The organism is Pseudoclavibacter endophyticus, assembly GCF_008831085.1.
Taxonomy (GTDB): Bacteria; Actinomycetota; Actinomycetes; order Actinomycetales; family Microbacteriaceae; genus Pseudoclavibacter; species Pseudoclavibacter endophyticus.
Genome location: NZ_WBJY01000001.1, coordinates 827,058 through 844,216 on the forward strand (window position 1 = coordinate 827,058; position 17,159 = coordinate 844,216).

9 protein-coding genes and 1 riboswitch are annotated in these 17,159 nt (G+C 71.5%); of the genes, 8 read left to right on the forward strand and 1 reads right to left on the reverse strand.

Going from position 1 to position 17,159, the window contains the following annotated elements; translation table 11 throughout:
- The first annotated feature begins 7 nt into the window (after window positions 1-7).
- Complete coding sequence (locus F8O04_RS14980) at window positions 8-1,324, forward strand: dimethylarginine dimethylaminohydrolase family protein (RefSeq protein ID WP_225734848.1); 1,317 nt, start codon at window positions 8-10, stop codon at window positions 1,322-1,324.
- A 48-nt stretch (window positions 1,325-1,372) separates the two neighbouring features.
- Here the strand turns inward: F8O04_RS14980 and F8O04_RS03520 are convergent, their stop codons facing one another.
- Window positions 1,373-1,846 (reverse strand): GNAT family N-acetyltransferase, encoded by a 474-nt coding sequence (locus tag F8O04_RS03520; protein ID WP_158027940.1) that lies wholly within the window; start codon window positions 1,844-1,846, stop codon window positions 1,373-1,375.
- 243 nt (window positions 1,847-2,089) lie between these two features.
- Between F8O04_RS03520 and F8O04_RS03525 the strand changes: the two genes are divergently transcribed.
- From F8O04_RS03525 to F8O04_RS03555, 7 genes are all read left to right on the forward strand, one after another.
- Complete coding sequence (locus tag F8O04_RS03525; protein ID WP_158027941.1) at window positions 2,090-4,399, forward strand: hypothetical protein; 2,310 nt, start codon at window positions 2,090-2,092, stop codon at window positions 4,397-4,399.
- A gap of 151 nt (window positions 4,400-4,550) precedes the next feature.
- Window positions 4,551-6,794, forward strand: a complete 2,244-nt coding sequence (locus F8O04_RS03530; RefSeq protein ID WP_158027942.1) for an anthranilate synthase component I — start codon at window positions 4,551-4,553, stop codon at window positions 6,792-6,794.
- A gap of 89 nt (window positions 6,795-6,883) precedes the next feature.
- Window positions 6,884-9,139: a DEAD/DEAH box helicase gene (locus F8O04_RS03535; protein WP_158027943.1), complete on the forward strand. Its 2,256-nt coding sequence runs from the start codon at window positions 6,884-6,886 to the stop codon at window positions 9,137-9,139.
- Window positions 9,140-9,424: 285 nt separating this feature from the next.
- On the forward strand, window positions 9,425-10,774 hold the full coding sequence (locus F8O04_RS03540; RefSeq protein ID WP_158027944.1) for an MFS transporter: 1,350 nt from the start codon (window positions 9,425-9,427) through the stop codon (window positions 10,772-10,774).
- Between the two features lie 207 nt (window positions 10,775-10,981).
- The gene (locus F8O04_RS03545; protein WP_158027945.1) at window positions 10,982-14,611 is read left to right on the forward strand and encodes a proline dehydrogenase family protein; all 3,630 of its coding nucleotides are present in this window, start codon (window positions 10,982-10,984) and stop codon (window positions 14,609-14,611) included.
- A gap of 38 nt (window positions 14,612-14,649) precedes the next feature.
- Window positions 14,650-14,733, forward strand: a riboswitch (ZMP/ZTP riboswitch).
- Window positions 14,734-14,767: 34 nt separating this feature from the next.
- Window positions 14,768-16,081: a serine hydroxymethyltransferase gene (gene glyA / locus F8O04_RS03550; RefSeq protein ID WP_225734849.1), complete on the forward strand. Its 1,314-nt coding sequence runs from the start codon at window positions 14,768-14,770 to the stop codon at window positions 16,079-16,081.
- A 173-nt stretch (window positions 16,082-16,254) separates the two neighbouring features.
- The gene (locus F8O04_RS03555; protein ID WP_158027946.1) at window positions 16,255-17,145 is read left to right on the forward strand and encodes a bifunctional methylenetetrahydrofolate dehydrogenase/methenyltetrahydrofolate cyclohydrolase; all 891 of its coding nucleotides are present in this window, start codon (window positions 16,255-16,257) and stop codon (window positions 17,143-17,145) included.
- The last annotated feature ends 14 nt before the right edge of the window (window positions 17,146-17,159 follow it).

Consider the following 17,159-nt stretch of genomic DNA (forward strand, 5'->3'; position numbering starts at 1 on the left):
GCACGCCATGACGAGCGACACACGCCACGGCAACGCCACGACGGTACCCGCGCAGCCGGGCGAGTGGCGCGACCGCCTCAACAGCGTGCTCACCGCCTCGGTCGCGACCGCGCTGCTGACGCTCGCGATCACCATGATCCGCATGAACGAGCGCGATCTCACGTTCACGCTCTCGCCCGTCGACACGTTCATGCAGGCGCTCGGCATCTACGTGCTGCCCGCGACGGTGCTCATGCTGCTGCTCATCGTCGGAGGCATGCTCGGCGCGTTCCGACACTGGTTCTTCGCGGGCCTCGCTGGGCTCCTCGGTGCGATCGTCGGCGGCGTGGTCGGGTACGTGCAGCAGATCCTCGCGGTAGGCCTTCCGCTCGACGGGGAGGCGTGGTCGGCGATCTTCCTCGAGTTCTTCGGCAACAACTTCCCGTTCGTCGCGATCGCGACGCTCGTGGCCGGCGTCGCGGCGCCCCTCATGGTTCGCGCCGTCGAGCGACGCGAGGCGCAGGATGCCCGGCTCGCGCAGGGTGGCGGGCTCGGCGACCCCAGGCGATTCAGCGAGGCGGCCGAGAAGCTCGCCTTCGTGCGGGTGCCGGCAGGCAACCTCGACGAGGCCGAGGTGTCCGGAGCCGAGCGTGCGACCGTCGAGGCCGACCTGGCCGCGGAGCAGTGGGAGGCCTACGTCGAGCTGCTCGAGGAGTACGGCTGGGAGACGCGGGAGGTCGCCGCGGCCGAGACGCTTCCCGACTCGGTGTTCACAGAGGATCCGGTCGTGATCATTGACGACGTCGCCATCATCGCTCGGCCTGGCGCCCCTTCTCGCCGGCCCGAGCTGCCGGGCGTCCGCGCCGCGATAGAGCAGGCCGGTTTCGTGCTCGAGGAGCTCGAGAAGCCGGCGACGCTCGACGGCGGCGACGTGCTCGTGAATGGCGACACCGTCTACGTCGGTGCCTCGCGACGCACGAACGCGGCGGGCATCCGTGCCCTTCGCGACATCGCGACGGGCCTCGGCTATCGCGTCGTCGCCGTGCCGATCCGCGACGCGCTCCACCTGCGGAGCGTCGCGACGGCGCTTCCCGATGGGACGATCGTCGCCTGGCTCGACGCGTTCGAGCGGCCCGAGCTGCTCGGCCGGATCGTCGCGGCGCCCGAACGGCTCGGGGCGTCGGTGCTGCCGCTCGACGGTGACACCGTGCTCGTTTCGAAGGCGGCGCCCAAGACGGCGAGGCTCATCGAGCGGCTCGGCTACACGGTCGAGCGGCTCGACATCTCGGAGTTCGAGAAGCTCGAGGGTGGCGTGACCTGCCTGTCGGCTCGATCGTTCGGGTAGCGCCGTCGCGTCGAGCTCTCGCCGGAGTCGGGCGCCGCGGGTCAGGCGTCAGCCGGTGAGGCCGTTGGATGACAGCGGGCAGTGGCCGATGACCTCGCCGTACTCGGTCTCGCCGACGGCGACGAAGCCCATCGCCCGAAAGAACTTGCCGGGGCCGAGCTCGCCCTCCTCCCAGACGGCGGTCACGGTCTCGAAACCGCGGTTGCGGGCCTCGTCGAGCACGGCGCGCACCGCGAACGATCCGACGCCCTGGCGCTGATAGCCGGCGTCGACGTTGATGCGGAGGATCGCGGAGCGGTACAGGTCGCTGTCGGTCTCTTCGTCGAAGTTGGCTAGGACGAAGGCAACGACCGCATCATCCATGACGATGACGCGCGGCCATGACGTCTGCTGGCTCACGAAGGCCTCGGCGATTGAGTGCGAGACGGGCGCCACGAACGCTTCCTGTCCGGGCCGCATGCTGAGGTTGTTGGCGGCCACCACGTTGCTCGCCGAGAGTTCTTCGATTCGGAGCTCGCTCATGCGTGCAGGGTAGCGGTCCCGCCAGAGAGATTGGGTGACGAGTCGCCATCGGTCCCCGCCCGACGAACGGGCAGTGGATGCTCGGGTCAGGGCGTCAATCGCGCCGAGGGATCGGCGCCACGGCGGGGGATCTGCAGCATGCGTGCGGCACGCTCGCTACGCTCGGTCTACTCGGGCCAGCCCGAAGCATCCAACCACCACCACCACCATCGCGCACGCCCGTGCGCCCGATCGAGGACGGTCATGAGCGACGAGACGGTCCACTATGCACGCGAAGCCGTCATCAGGCACGACGGCAGGGGAGAGGTCCGCGACGCCGAGGGCGCTGAGGCCGTCACGGCGGCCGACGCCGACGAGCTGCGCGCCGTCGTCATGCAGCGCATCATCGAGTTCGCGACCGACGTCGGCGCGCCGGTGAATCTTCGCGTCGCCGACGTCGACGGCGTCTACCGGCTCGTCGTGCACCCCGGCGGGGCGATCACGGAGGAGGGCGGCTTCGAACCGCTGGGTCCGGGTGACGACGTGCTGTGGTCGGGCGGCGGGGGCGCACACACCGGTGCCGCGGCGGACGTTGACGACGTCGCCGGTGACGACGGGGGGTTTCACGACGAGGGCCTCGATAGCGACTTCGGTGGGCTGGGGGACGAGCCCGTCGACGGCGACTTCGAGGTCCCTGTCAGCGACCGTCCGGCCGCGGCTCACGGGGGACGCCACGCCGGGGCGTCCGCATCCGGGGCGTCGCCCGACGTCAGCCGGCCCGCATGGCCGGAGCCGGAGCCGGAGCCGGATGGCGGATACTCGGCACTCTTCGGCCGAACCGATGGCGATGGCACCGCTGCGAACGCCGCCGACGTACACGAGACGATCCAGCTGCCGCGCCCTGGAATGATGCGTGAGGAGCCGCCGGCCGTGACGGGCCTGCAGCCGATCGTGCCGCCCTCGGGCGCGGGTGGCGGGGCCGACGACGGGGACGACGGTCTCGACGGCGGCGACGGGCTCGACGGCGATGACCTCCTCGCGGTCGAGCTCGAAGACGAGGACGTCCACGACGATGCCGAAACCGACGGTCGAACTCCCGAAGACGGCGTCGACGACGCCTTCGACGAAGCCGGACCCGGCGAATCGGCGGGCGACGACAGGGTCGTCGCCGACTGGGGCACCGGCGGACTCGACATCGTGACCGGCGCGATCGCGACGCCGCGCACCTGGGCCGGCGCCGGGGAGGCGGAAGCTCCCGGCGAGCGGGCATCCGACGCCGGCGACGAAACGCCGGTGCCCGCCGCGCTCACGGGAGAGGACGCCTACGGTGACGGGGGCCGTTCGACACCCGAGTGGACGCCCCGATTTCCGCGCGCCGCTGCCGCACCGCAGGCGCCCGTCGATCAGACTTCGCCCGCCGATCGGACCTCCGCCGGCGATCAGTCCCCGGCCGGCGTGGGGCCGTGGCTCGCACCGGCAGGCCCGCAGGCACCCGGGCCGGTGCAGGCCCCCGGCGCGGGTTGGCCGCAGCAGCACGGCCAGGCGGGCGCTGACCGGGCGCCAACCGGCCACGCCGCCGACGCGCGAGGCGTGTCGGCGGCGCCGGCGGGGTCAACAGCCACGTCCTCGACGACGGAGGCTGGACCGACCCTCGGCGACTTCCTCGCGGAGAACACCACGCGCAAGGATCCGCTGGCCTCGCGTGGTTGGCGCGCCGGCCTGCGCCGCGGCACCGGCGGACTGCTGAAACTCGGCCCCGGTGCGCGCGAGCGGGCCGAACGGGAAGAGATCGCGACGATCCAGAAGCCGCTCGACGGGCCGAAGACGGTCGTGGTGGTCAATCCGAAGGGCGGTGCGCACAAGACCACGACGACGCTCATGATCGCGGCCATGTTCGGCATGCACCGTGGCGGCTACACGCTCGCGTGGGACAACAACGAGACGCGCGGCACGCTCGGGTGGCGCTCCCACCGCGCGAATCACCAGCGCACGGCGGTCGACCTGCTCCGGCAGCTCTCGCACTTCGAGATCTCGGGCGGCGCGACGATCGCCGATATCGACCGCTTCGTGCGCAATCAGGGCACCGCGAAGTTCGACGTGCTCGCGTCCGACGACGATGCCGCGAGCGCCGCGATCATCGACGCCGACGCATTCTGGCGCCTGCACCGCACGCTCAGCCGCTTCTATCGCGTCGTCGTGATCGACACGGGGAACAACATGCGCGCGAGCAACTGGGAGGCGGCCCTCGAGCTCGCCGACCAGCTCGTGATCGTGTCGACCGCACGCGAGGACACGGCTGCGTCGGCCGCCTGGCTGGCTGACGGCCTGCGCGAACGCGGCTACGCGGACAAGCTCGCGGACGCCGTCACGATCCTCTCGAGCCCATCGAGCAAGGAGGATCCGCAGCTGCAGGCGCGGCTGCGCGACCACTTCACGCAGCTCACCCGCGCCGTCGTCGAGGTGCCCTATGACGAGGAGTTCGTCGGCGGCGGTGAGCTCCACGTCGAACAACTGCGCCCTGAGACGCGCGATGCGTGGCGGCACGCGGCGGCCGTCATCGCCCAGGGCCTGTAGGGACCCAGGGCCTGGAGGGAAACGGCGGGCGTCGGCCCCGGATGCGGCGAGGCGGGTAGCCTTGATCGGATGCGCCCGGCATCCGCGCGCATCCGGTACGCCCGCCGGGGCGCGCCGCGCAGGCAACCCGCACACCAGGAAGGCCGCCGCCGTGCTCACGATCGCCGCATCAGCCCGTGACGCCGACCCCGCCGAGATGGACGACATCCAGGCCGCGCTCGACGCGCGCCACGGTGTCGTGCTCGCATCGGGCGTCGAGTACCCGGGGCGGTACACGCGATGGGACATTGGCTTCGTCGACCCGCCGCTCATGCTCGAGGGGCGCGGTTTCCGCATGCGGATGCGCGCGCTCACCCCTCGGGGCGTGGTGCCGTTCGTGGCCTTCCGGCGTGCGCTCGAGGCGCTCGAGGGCGTGACGGTCACCGAGACCGAGCACATCGACGGCGCGGAGTTGCCGGAGGTCGCCATCGAGGTCGCCTCGCAGCGCGACGAGCTGCTCCCAGAGGAGCAGCGCACACGCCGGCGCTCGACCTTCTCGGTGCTGCGCGCGCTCATCGACGTGCTGCCCGACGACGCGCCCCATCTCGGCCTGTACGGGGCGTTCGGCTACGACCTCGTGCGGCAGATCGAGGCCCTGCGCGAGCCGGAGGCCGCAACGCACGCGCACGACACCGCGACCCAGGCGCTCGGCCAGCGCGACCTCACCGTGTACCTGCCCGATTCGGTGCTGGCGGTCGACCGGCAGCGTGGGGATGCCCGCAGGTACGACTTCGACTTCAGCGTCGACGACGGCATCGGCGGGGTGGCGACGACGACGGGTGCAGCGCGCACCGAGACGCGCGCGCCGTACGCACCCCCGGCATCCGGCATCGCGCCGTGGCGCGATCACGAGCCGGGCGAGTACGCGGCGCTCGTTCGCGCGGCCAAGGCCTCGTTCGCCCGCGGCGATCTGTTCGAGGTCGTGCCGGGCCAGGCGTTCCGGCGGCCCCTCCGTGCGACACCGGCCGCCCTCTTCGCACACCTCAAGCGCGTCAACCCCGCCCCGTACGGCGCGTTCATGAATCTCGGCGGCAACGAGTTCCTCGTCTCGGCCAGCCCCGAGATGTTCGTGCGCGTCAACGGGAAGCGCGTCGAGACCGTGCCGATCTCCGGCACGATCGCCCGTGGCAAGGATGCGATCGAAGACGCCGACCGCATCCTCGAGCTGCTCAACAGCAAGAAGGACGCCTCGGAGCTCACGATGTGCACCGACGTCGACCGCAACGACAAGTCGCGCGTGTGCGTGCCGGGGTCGGTGCGCATCATCGGCCGCCGCCAGGTCGAGCTCTACTCGAAGGTGATCCACACGGTCGACCACGTCGAGGGCGAGTTGCGCCACGACATGGACGGCCTCGACGCGTTCGCCACGCACATGTGGGCGGTGACGGTCACGGGCGCGCCCAAGATCTGGGCCATGCGCTTCATCGACGAGCACGAGCGCTCGCCGCGCGCCTGGTACGGCGGCGCGCTCGGCGTGCTGCTCGCGAACGGCGACGTCAACACGGGGCTGACGATCCGCACCGCCATGATCCGCGACGGGGTCGCCGAGGTCCGCGCGGGCGGCACGCTGCTCATCGACTCGGTGCCAGAGGACGAGGAGCGGGAGACCGAGATGAAGGCCTCTGCGCTGCTCGAGGCGATCGAGGAGACGGGCCGGGCAGCCGCGGCGGAGGCTCCGGGGCGCGATGTCGCGGGCCCGCGCCGCCACGAGCCTGCCGGGATGCAGGCGGAACCCGCCCCGACCGGGTCGGGCCACCGCATCCTCTTCCTCGACCACGAGGACTCGTTCGTGCACACGCTCGCGGGCTACATGCAGGAGACGGGCGCCGAGGTGCGCACGGTGCGCGTGCCGCTCGGCGGCGTCGCCCCAGAGGCACTGCGGGCCGAGCTCGACGACTTCGCGCCGACCCTCGTGGTCATGTCGCCCGGGCCAGGCTCGCCGACCGACTTCCGGTCGGGCGACCTGCTCGACGAGGTCGTCGGCCGCGACCTTCCCGTCTTCGGCGTCTGCCTCGGTCACCAGGCGATCGGCGAGTACTTCGGCGGATCGCTCGGGCAGCTCGGCTACCCCCTGCACGGGCAGGAACGCACGGTTCGCGTCGTCGAGCGTGGCTTCCTCGACGGATTGCCCGAGGAATTCGTGACCGGCCGCTATCACTCGCTGTACATCGACCCGCAGGAGTTTCCCGACGACCTCGTTCTCATCGCGAGCGATGACGACGGCATCCCCATGGCGATTCAGCACCGCACGAAGCCGATCTTCGCGGTGCAGTTCCACCCCGAGAGCCTCATGACGCTGCGGGATTCAGCGGGCAAGCGCATCATCGAGGCGGTGCTCGAGCGCCTCCCGCGGTAGTGCTCGGGAGCGTTCGTTCAGGGAGCGATCAGCGAACGAACACCGACTCTGGTTCTGGCGGCCGTCCAAGACCGCGTACGGTGGTGTCTATGACGCTTCCTGAAGAGGGCCGTCCGAGCGAGGCGCAATCCGCCGACGCCGACGCCCAGGACCACTCGGCCGCGACTCCGGCCGCCGGGTCAGATAACCCATTGACCGCATCCGAACCCGCCGCGACCGGAACGAACGAGGTCGCCGAAGCACCGAGCGACGGCCCGGACGAGGTCCCCGCGGAGGCGCTCGATGAGACGCCGACGGGGCCGACGTTCGCCGACCTCGGCCTCTCGGCGCCCATCGTGGCGGCCCTCACCGAGATCGGCTACGAGACGCCTTCGCAGATCCAGGCCGCCACGATCCCGACGCTCCTCGCGGGTCGAGATGTCGTCGGCCTCGCCCAGACGGGAACGGGCAAGACCGCCGCGTTCGCGCTGCCCGTACTCGATCGCATCGACGTGCGCGGAGCCACGCCGCAGGCGCTCGTGCTCTCGCCGACCCGCGAGCTCGCGCTGCAGGTGTGCGAGGCCTTCGAGCGATACGCCTCGCACCTCGGCGGCGTGCATGTGCTGCCCGTCTACGGCGGTCAGGGCTATGGCCCGCAGCTGCAGGCGCTCCGGCGCGGCGTCCACGTCGTCGTCGGCACGCCCGGCCGCGTGATCGACCACATCGAGAAGGGCACGCTCGACCTGTCGGGCATCACGCACCTCGTGCTCGACGAGGCCGACGAGATGCTCAAGATGGGCTTCGCCGAGGATGTCGAGCAGATCCTCGCCTCGACGCCCGACACGAAACAGGTCGCCCTTTTCTCGGCGACCATGCCGTCGTTCATCCGCCGCGTGTCGCAGCAGTACCTCAACGACCCGGCGGAGATCGTCGTCAAGTCGAAAACGAAGACCGCCACGAACATCGCGCAGCGCTACCTGCTCGTGTCGTACGCGCAGAAGGTCGACGCGCTCACCCGCATCCTCGAGGTCGAGACCTTCGACGGCATGATCGTGTTCGTTCGCACGAAGAACGAGACCGAGCAGCTCGCCGAGCGCCTGAGGGCCCGTGGATTCGCCGCGCAGGCCATCAACGGCGACGTGCAGCAGGCGCAGCGCGAGCGCACGGTCGGGCAGCTGAAGTCGGGCGACATCGACATTCTCGTCGCCACGGACGTCGCCGCCCGCGGTCTCGACGTCGAGCGCGTCAGCCACGTCATCAACTTCGACATCCCCGGCGACCCCGAGTCGTACGTGCACCGCATCGGCCGCACGGGCCGGGCGGGACGCAGCGGCGACTCGATCAGCTTCGTGACGCCGCGCGAGCGCCGCCACCTCGCGACGATCGAGCGCACGACGAAGCAATCGATGACGCAGATGCAGCTGCCGACGATCGAGGACGTCAATGTGACGCGCCTGACGCGCTTCGACGACGCGATCACGGCGGCGCTGTCGCAGCAGGGCCGAATCGACGAGTTCCGCGACATCATCAACCACTACGTGCGACACCACGACGTGCCGGAGGGCGACGTGGCGGCGGCCATCGCCGTCATGGCGCAGGGCGACCAGCCGCTGCTGCTCGGGCCGGAAGACGAGATCCGCAACGCTCCGTCGCGCGATCGCGACGGTGCCCGTGGCGACCGGGATGCTCGGGATGCTCGAGGCGGTCGTGAGCGCGGGCAGCGCGACACCCCGCAGGGCCTTGCCCCGTACCGCATCGAGGTCGGCAAGCGCGACCACATCGGACCGGGCCAGATCGTCGGCGCGCTCGCGAACGAGGGCGGGCTGACGCGCGAGCAGTTCGGGGCGATCCGCGTGTTCCCGGCGTTCTCCATCGTCGAGCTGCCGGCCGACCTTCCGAGGGGGGTCACCGACCGCCTCGCGAGCACGCGCATCGCGGGTCGCGAGATCGATCTGAAGCCCGATCGGCGCGGCGGCCGCAGTGGATCGCAGGACGACCGCGGCGGCCGCGGCGGGGCTCGCGACGACCGCGGCGGCCGCGGCGGCTACCGCGACGATCGCGGCGGCTACCGCGACGATCGCGGTGGGCGCGGCGGTGACCGCGACGATCGTGGCGGCTACCGGGGACGTGGCGACGACCGGGACAACCGCGGCTACCGCGACCGCGAGCACCAGGGTCAGCGTCGCGACGGGGACGACCGCGGCGGCTACCGCAACCGCGATGATCGGGGCCCCCGCCGTGACGAGGGCGACCGCGGCGGCGACCGCGACCGGGACTCGCGCAGCGATCAGGGCGGCGGCGACGGGCCGAACGGACGCAAGCCGCGCTGGAACAGCACCGACCACCGCACCCGCCGCACCGACTGAGCCGAGTCCGCGGGACGCCTCCCGAGCAGCCGGTGACGGTTGCCGGGTGGACCCGCACTGCTCGGCCGCCGAGCTTGCGTGCGGGCCGGCAGCGAGTACGCTGGGCGGCGGCCGGGCGTCTCGCTCTGCCCCCGGCGTGCCGGTACGCACGAAGTCGCGCCAGGTCATGGCGCCCGCGGCCGGCGGCCGCCTCGCGTGAACGGATATCGCCACGGCGCCGTTTCGCGTGTGCGGGCCGCCACGAGCCACGGGCCACCTCGGCGCGCCGTTCCAGGAACGCGCTCCATGAACGCTCGCTCGCACCTCGCCCCGGCCGGCGCCGCGGCTCCGCACGGACGCCTGCCAATGGCGGCGCTCGTCGCGCTCGCCTGCTCGACATTCATCTCCGTGACGATCGAGATGCTGCCGACCGGCCTCATGCACCGCATGGCACCCGACCTCGGCGTCTCGAACGCCGCCATCGGCATGCTCATGACCGTGTTCGCCTTCACTGTCGTCATCTCGTCGACGCCCATCACCCATCTGACACGCCGCCTGCCGCGGCACACGGTGCTCGTCGTCGTGCTCACGATCTTCGCGATCGGCTCGATCGGCACCGCACTCGCACCGACCTACGAGCTCGTCGTGGTGACGCGCATCCTCACGGGCCTGGCCCACGGGGTGTTCTGGGCCGTGGTCGCGAGCTATACGTCGCTCATCGCGCCGCGGGAGCAGCTGACGAAGGCCATCTCGATCACCCTCGGCGGCGGCTCGGCCGCGTACGTGCTCGGCGTGCCGATCGGCACGTTCCTCGGCGACGCGCTCGGCTGGCGCATGGCGTTCGGCGGGCTCGCGGTGCTCGCGCTGCTCGTCGCCGTGACGCTCTGGCTGCTGCTGCCCCGCGTCGACCACCTCGCGCTCCAGCAGGCCCGCACCGCGCCGCAGCAGGTGCAACAACCCGCGATCGAGCTCGAGTTGCAGCCCGCGCCGACGGGCCCCATCGCGATTCAGACGGAGTACGGCACCGGGACTGTCGAGCCGTCGCCGGCATCCGGCGCCCGTGCCGAACCGGCCCAGTCGCTGGCTCGCGTCGCGATGATCTGCGTGCTCACGTTCACGATCATGCTCGCGCAGTACGCGGCCTACTCATACATCTCGCCCTTTGTGATCGACGAGATCGGCATCGGCGCAGGCGTGCTCGCGTTCGTGCTGTTCGGCTACGGCATCGCGAGCGCTCTCGGCACACTCTTGACGGGCATGCTGTTTCAGGAGCGGCGCACGACCGGGTTCCTCATCACCTTCGCGCTCATGTTCGGCGGTGTCGCGATCCTGGCCTTCGCGCCGCCGACGTGGCTCGCGATCGCGGCGCTCGTGGTGTGGGGGATCGGCATGGGATTCATGCCGCCTCTCCTGCAGACGACCCTCCTGCTCGTCGCGCCGCGACGCCTCCGCGACGTGTCGTCGGCCCTCTACACGTCGGGCTTCAACCTCGGCATCGGCAGCGGTGCGCTCGTCGGCGGCTGGATCCTCGAGGGGCTCGGCCTCGGCTACATCATGCCGTTCTTCCTCGTCGTCATCGCGATCGGCTTCGCCGGGTGGGCGTCGGTGATGGTGCGCCGTCGGCGGGCCGTCGCGCGCGGTACCGCGATCGGCTGAGCGATCCGATCGAGATGCGCCGACTCGGTCCGCAGAGCGCGCCGGATGGGTATCTGTCACCCTGATTGGTCACAGCTTCCGCGGACGCTCGGGTTGACCTCCTGTTGAACCCCGGCGTGACACGACAGACTTGGCTGCAGGCGACCGCGACCGCGGCCGAGTTCGGACCGCCGGGCCGCGGGGCCGGAATCACGAGAGCGAGGGTCGATGCGACACGATGAGCGAGCGAACGCCGCGCCAGTCGACGCCGCCGAGCTGCACGCCCTCATTCCCGACGTCGCCGAGCAGGTGCGTGACTGGCTGCGGCGCGCCGAGGACGAGCAGCCAGAGGCCGCCGCGCAGCGCCTCGGTGAACTGCTGCGGGAGCCCGGCGGCCTCGACTTCGCCGTGCGCTTCGTCGACGGCGTCATCAGGCCCGACGACCAGGCGGTCGCCGCCCGCAACCTGCATGCGCTCGTGAAGGGCACACCGCAGTTCCTGCCGCGCGTCGTGCGCGGGCTCGCCGGTGTCGGCGGCCGCGTGTCCTCCGCGGCGCCGGGAGTCGTCGTCCCCGCGGCGCGCCGTGTGCTGCGCGCCCTCGTCGGCCACCTCGTCGTCGAGGCGACCCCGAGGCGGCTCGGTCGCGCAATCGGCGGCCTCACGCGCGACGGCGCTCGCCTCAACCTCCATCTGCTGGGCGAGGACGTGCTCGGCGACCGCTGGGCGCAGCGCCGCCGCGACGGCACGATCGAGCTGCTGCGCCGCGACGACGTCGACTGCGTCTCCATCAAGGTCTCCGCCGTCATCGCGCCGCACCAGCCGTGGGGATTCGAGGATGCCGTGGAGCGCATCGTCGACCGGCTGCTGCCGCTCTACCGGGTCGCGGCCGCGAGCTCGCCGGCCAAACTCGTCAACCTCGACATGGAGTCGTACCGGGACCTCGAGTTGACGATCGCCGTGTTCACTCGGCTGCTCGACCGCCCCGAGTTCGCGCAGCTGACGGCGGGAATCGCGCTGCAGGCGTACGTGCCGGATGCCGCGGGCGCCATGGCGCGCCTGCAGGCCTGGGCGGCCGCTCGCGTCGAGCGCGGGGGCGCGCCCGTTCGCGTGCGCCTCGTCAAAGGCGCGAATCTCCCAATGGAACGTGTCGACGCCGAGGTGCACGGGTGGCCGCTCGCGACGTTCGGCACCAAGGCCGAGACCGACGCGAGCTTCCGGCGGATCCTCGCCTGGTCGCTGACGCCGGACCGGACGCGCAACGTGCGCATCGGAGTCGCGAGCCACAATCTGTTCGACGTGGCCCTCGCCTGGCACCTCGCCCGTCGACGCGGCGTCGACGACGCCGTCGAGTTCGAGATGTTGCTCGGCATGGCGCAGCGTCAGGCGGAGGTCGTGCGCCGAGACGTCGGTGGCCTGCTGCTCTACACGCCCGTCGTGGCGCCCGACGAGTTCGACGCGGCGATCGCCTACCTTGTGCGTCGCCTCGATGAGGCCTCTGGCGCTGACAACGTGCTGTCCGTCGCCGACGACCTCGGCCGCGACGAGTCGCTGTTCGAGCGCGAGCTGCGGCGGTTCGAGGCCTCGATCGACAGCCTCGCCGACGCACCCGCGGGTGCCGGTCGCATGCAGGACCGCGCCCAGGGGGCCGACCCGCTCCCGGCCTCGACGTTCGTGCCGGCTCCCGACTCCGACCCGTCGCTCGTCGCGAACCAGGCATGGGCCGCGACGATCCGCGAACGGGCCCGAGAACTCGGAGAGCTCGACTCGGACGGGGAAGCGCCGCGTCGAGTCGCGCCGGGCGCTGAGACGGTCGCGGCGAACACCGTGACCACCCGCGAGGAACTCGAGGAGCGCATCCGCACCGCGCGTGACGCCGGCGGCGAGTGGCGCGAGCTCGACTGGGGCGACCGGGCGGACGTGCTGCGCCGGGCTGGCGACGCAATCGAGCGCCGCCGAGCCGAGCTGATCGAGATCATGATCGCCGAGGCCGGCAAGACCTTCGACCAGGCCGACCCGGAGGTGAGCGAGGCCGCCGACTTCGCGCGTCGCTACGCCGAGCTCGCCAGCGACCTCGGCACCGTCGACGGCGCGATCGCACGGCCCGCGCGGCTCATCGCGGTGACGCCGCCCTGGAACTTCCCGGTCGCCATCCCCGCCGGCTCGACGCTCGCGAGCCTCGCCGCCGGCTCGGCCGTCATCGTGAAACCCGCACGCGCGACGGCGAGGTGTGCGGCCGTCGTGGTCGAGGCGCTGTGGGAGGCGGGCGTGCCGCGAGCGGCCCTGCAGTTCGTGCGCTTCGCCGACCGGTCCCTGCAGCAGCGGTTGATCGCGTCACCGGCCGTTGAGCGGGTCGTGCTGACCGGTGGGTACGACACCGCCGAGGCGATGCTCAGAGTTCGTCCCGATCTGCCGTTGCTCGCCGAGACGAGCGGCAAGAACGCGATCATCGTGACGCCGAGCGCCGACCTCGACCTCGCAGTGCGCGACATCGTGGCGAGCGCCTTCGGCCATGCCGGCCAGAAGTGCTCGGCGGCGTCGCTCGTGGTGCTGGTCGGCTCGATGGCCCGATCGCGGCGGCTTCGCGATCAGCTGCGTGATGCCGTCTCGTCGCTCCGGGTCGGGCCGGTGACCGACGCGTCGAGCCAAATCGGTCCCGTCATCGCGCCCGCGGAGGGCAAGCTGCTGCGAGCGCTCACCGAGCTCGACGGCGACGAACGCTGGTTCGTGCAGCCCCGGCGGCTTGACGAGGCGGGAAGGCTGTGGCGCCCCGGCATCCGGGTCGGGGTGCGCAGGGGCAGCGCCATGCATCGCACCGAGTACTTCGGGCCGGTGCTCGGCATCATGACGGCCGAGACCCTGGATGCCGCGATCGAGCTGGTCAATGAGGTCGAGTACGGCCTTACGAGCGGGTTGCACTCGCTCGACCCCGACGAGATCACGCAGTGGTGCGACCGAGTTCAGGCGGGAAACCTCTACGTCAACCGCGGCATCACGGGCGCCATCGTGCAGCGGCAGCCCTTCGGCGGGTGGAAGCGATCGGCGGTCGGGCCGACGACCAAGGTCGGCGGGCCGAACACCCTGGTGCCGCTCGTGGACTGGACCCGTGCGGTGGCCCGCGAGGCCGTCGCACCGCCCGGTGACGCGCCGGCCGGCGGCGGCCCGGCCGGCGGCGGCCCAAGCGGCGACCCGGGTGCGTTCGCCGGCGAACTCCCAGCCGTGCGGGGACTGCGGTCTGCCGCTCGGGCGCTCGCGGCCACCGCCGACGACGACGCGTGCCCCGGTTCGGCGGCCGTGACGCCGGGTGAAGCCGACTTCCTGGCTCGAGCGCTCGCGAGCGATCAGCGCGCGTGGGAGCACGAGTTCGGTGTTGCGCGGGACGTGCAGGCGCTCGCGGCCGAGCGCAACGTCTTCCGGTACGTCCCCGTTGTCGCACCCGTCTTGATCAGGCTCGCGCCCGGCGGGCGGGTTGCGGACCTGCTGCGCGTCGTCGCCGCCGGTGTCCGCGCCGGAGGCCGGATGCGCGTGTCGGTGGCAGCGCACATCCCGCGGGCGGCGCGAGCGGCGATCGCCGCCTCGGGCGTGTCGGTGCAGGTTGATCTCGCAGAGGCCTTCGAGGCGAACGCGTCCCACCTGCCGGGCGGGAGCATCCGGCTCGTCGGCGGTGATGCGGGCGCGCTCGCCCGCGCGATCGGGCCGCGAGGCGACATCGCCGTCTACGGGCAGCCGGTCACCGAGGCGGGGCGGATCGAGCTGCTGCCGTTCCTCCGCGAACAGTCGATCTCGATCACGGCGCACCGCTTCGGCACGCGCAACGCCGACGCCTGGTCCGTGCTTCCGGGTGATGCCCCGCAGAAGTGAACGCCTGGCCGCCACGCGGTGCGCGATTGCCCTAAAATGTGACGGGTCGCAACTGGCGTTCGCGTGGACCACCACGGGGGAGCGACACTCAGGGTCACGAGCCGCTCGCCTGGGCTCGCCGTACCCGCTCGATCGTCGTGCCTCGAAGGAGCATCCGTGACTGATTCGTTCAACGCCCCCCTGGCCTTCAACGCCCCGCTGGCTGAGATCGACCCCGAGATCCAGGCGGTGCTCGACGGGGAGCTCGCGCGCCAGCGCGACTTCCTCGAGATGATCGCGAGCGAGAACTTCGTGCCGCGCGCCGTGCTCGAGGCGGTCGGCTCGGTGCTCACCAACAAGTACGCCGAGGGATACCCCGGCCGCCGCTACTACGGTGGCTGCGAGGTCGTCGACGTGGCCGAGTCGCTCGCCATCGAACGCGCCAAATCGCTCTTCGGCGCCGAGTACGCCAACGTGCAGCCGCACTCTGGCGCGAGTGCCAACGCCGCCGTCCTGCACGCCATCGCGCGGCCCGGCGACACGCTGCTCGGCCTGTCGCTCGACCACGGCGGCCATCTGACGCACGGCATGAAGCTCAACTTCTCGGGCCGGCTGTACAACATCGTGGCCTACGGGGTCGACCCCGAAACGAGCCGCATCGACCTCGACGAGGTGCGCCGGCTCGCGCGCGAGCACCGGCCCAAGGTCATCATCGCCGGCTGGTCGGCGTATCCGCGGCAGCTCGACTTCGCCGCCTGGCGCGAGATCGCCGACGAAGTCGACGCCAAGCTGTGGGTCGACATGGCGCATTTCGCCGGCCTCGTCGCCGCGGGCCTGCACCCCAACCCGGTGCCGCATGCGCACGTCGTGAGCTCGACCGTCCACAAGACGATCGGCGGCCCGCGCTCGGGGTTCATCCTCACGAACGACGCCGATACCGCGAAGAAGCTCGACACGGGCGTCTTCCCCGGCCAGCAGGGCGGCCCGCTCATGCACGTGATCGCGGCGAAGGCCACGGCGTTCAAGCTCGCGGCGACCCCCGAGTTCCGCGACCGGCAAGAGCGTACGGTGCGCGGCGCGAAGCTCCTCGCCGAGCGCCTCCTGCAGCCGGACGTGGCGGGCGCCGGCATCACGCTGCGATCGGGCGGTACCGACGTGCACCTCGTGCTCGTCGATCTGCGCGACGCCGCGATCAACGGCAAGGAGGCGGAGGACCGGCTGCACGACGTCGGCATCACCGTCAACCGCAACGCCGTTCCGGGCGATCCCCGCCCGCCGATGGTCACGTCGGGGCTGCGCATCGGCACGCCTGCGCTCGCGACGCGCGGCTTCGGTGACGCCGAGTTCACGGAGGTCGCCGACATCATCGCGCTCGCCCTGCAGCCCGACCCCGACCTGGACTCGCTCCGCGGCCGGGTGCGAACGCTGACGAACGCGTTCCCGCTGTACCCGGGTCTCGGCGCAGCGACGACGGAGCGGGTCTCCGCCTGAGCATCCCCGACGGCTCCCGGCCGCCGCAACCCTCGCCGCAGCAGCGGTCGCGTCGCCCCGACGGCCGACTGCGTCGCGGGCGGGATGCGAACACTCACCATCCCTATGCTGATAGATATTCTTGAGTGTCGCGCCGATCGCGCGCGACGAGTTGCTTGACGAGGAGACAACACATGACAGCAAAGGTGCTCGACGGCAAGGCCGCGTCGGCTGAGATCAAGCGCGAACTGAGCGAGCGGGTGAAGGCGCTCGGAGAAAAGGGTGTGACGCCGGGCATCGCGACCGTGCTCGTCGGCGCCGACCCGGCCTCGCAGCTGTACGTCGGCATGAAGCACAAGCAGTCCGAGGCGATCGGCATGAACTCGATTCAACGGGAGCTGCCGGCCGACGCGACGCAGGAGGACGTCGAGGCCCTCATCGACGAACTCAACGCCGACCCGGCCTGCCACGGCTACATCGTGCAGTTGCCGCTGCCGAAGCACCTCGACACCGATCGCGTGCTCGAGCGCATCGACCCGGCCAAAGACGCCGATGGCCTGCACCCCACCAACCTCGGTCGCCTCGTCCTCAACGTCAACGGCCCGATCGACACGCCGCTGCCCTGCACTCCGCGCGGCGTCATCGAGCTCCTGCTGCGCAACGACTACGACCTCAAGGGCAAGCACGTCGTCGTCGTCGGCCGCGGCGTCACGATCGGCCGTTCAATCGGCCTGATCCTGACCCGCCGCGAGATCAATGCCACCGTCACGCAGGTGCACACGGGCACGGTCGACATGGGCCAGTACCTTCGTCAGGCCGACGTGATCGTCGCATCCGCCGGCGTGAAGCACCTGATCACGGCTGAGGACGTCAAGCCGGGCGCCGCGATCCTCGACGTGGGCGTCACCCGCGAGACCGACCCGGAGACGGGCAAGGACAAGATCTACGGTGACGTGCACCCCGACGCGGCCGAGGTCGCCGGCTACCTCTCGCCGAACCCCGGCGGCGTGGGCCCCATGACCGTGGCGCTGCTCATGACGAACGTGATCGAGGCGGCCGAGCGCGCCGCAGGCGCCGCCGAGTAGCGGTTCCGATCGGC

Bases quoted from the DNA above. Each gene is read 5' to 3' on its own strand.
- F8O04_RS14980 (WP_225734848.1), top strand. From the start codon at position 8: ATGACGAGCGACACACGCCACGGCAACGCCACGACGGTACCCGCGCAG.
- F8O04_RS03520 (WP_158027940.1), bottom strand. From the start codon at position 1,846: ATGAGCGAGCTCCGAATCGAAGAACTCTCGGCGAGCAACGTGGTGGCC.
- F8O04_RS03525 (WP_158027941.1), top strand. From the start codon at position 2,090: ATGAGCGACGAGACGGTCCACTATGCACGCGAAGCCGTCATCAGGCAC.
- F8O04_RS03535 (WP_158027943.1), top strand. From the start codon at position 6,884: ATGACGCTTCCTGAAGAGGGCCGTCCGAGCGAGGCGCAATCCGCCGAC.
- F8O04_RS03540 (WP_158027944.1), top strand. From the start codon at position 9,425: ATGAACGCTCGCTCGCACCTCGCCCCGGCCGGCGCCGCGGCTCCGCAC.
- F8O04_RS03545 (WP_158027945.1), top strand. From the start codon at position 10,982: ATGCGACACGATGAGCGAGCGAACGCCGCGCCAGTCGACGCCGCCGAG.
- F8O04_RS03555 (WP_158027946.1), top strand. From the start codon at position 16,255: ATGACAGCAAAGGTGCTCGACGGCAAGGCCGCGTCGGCTGAGATCAAG.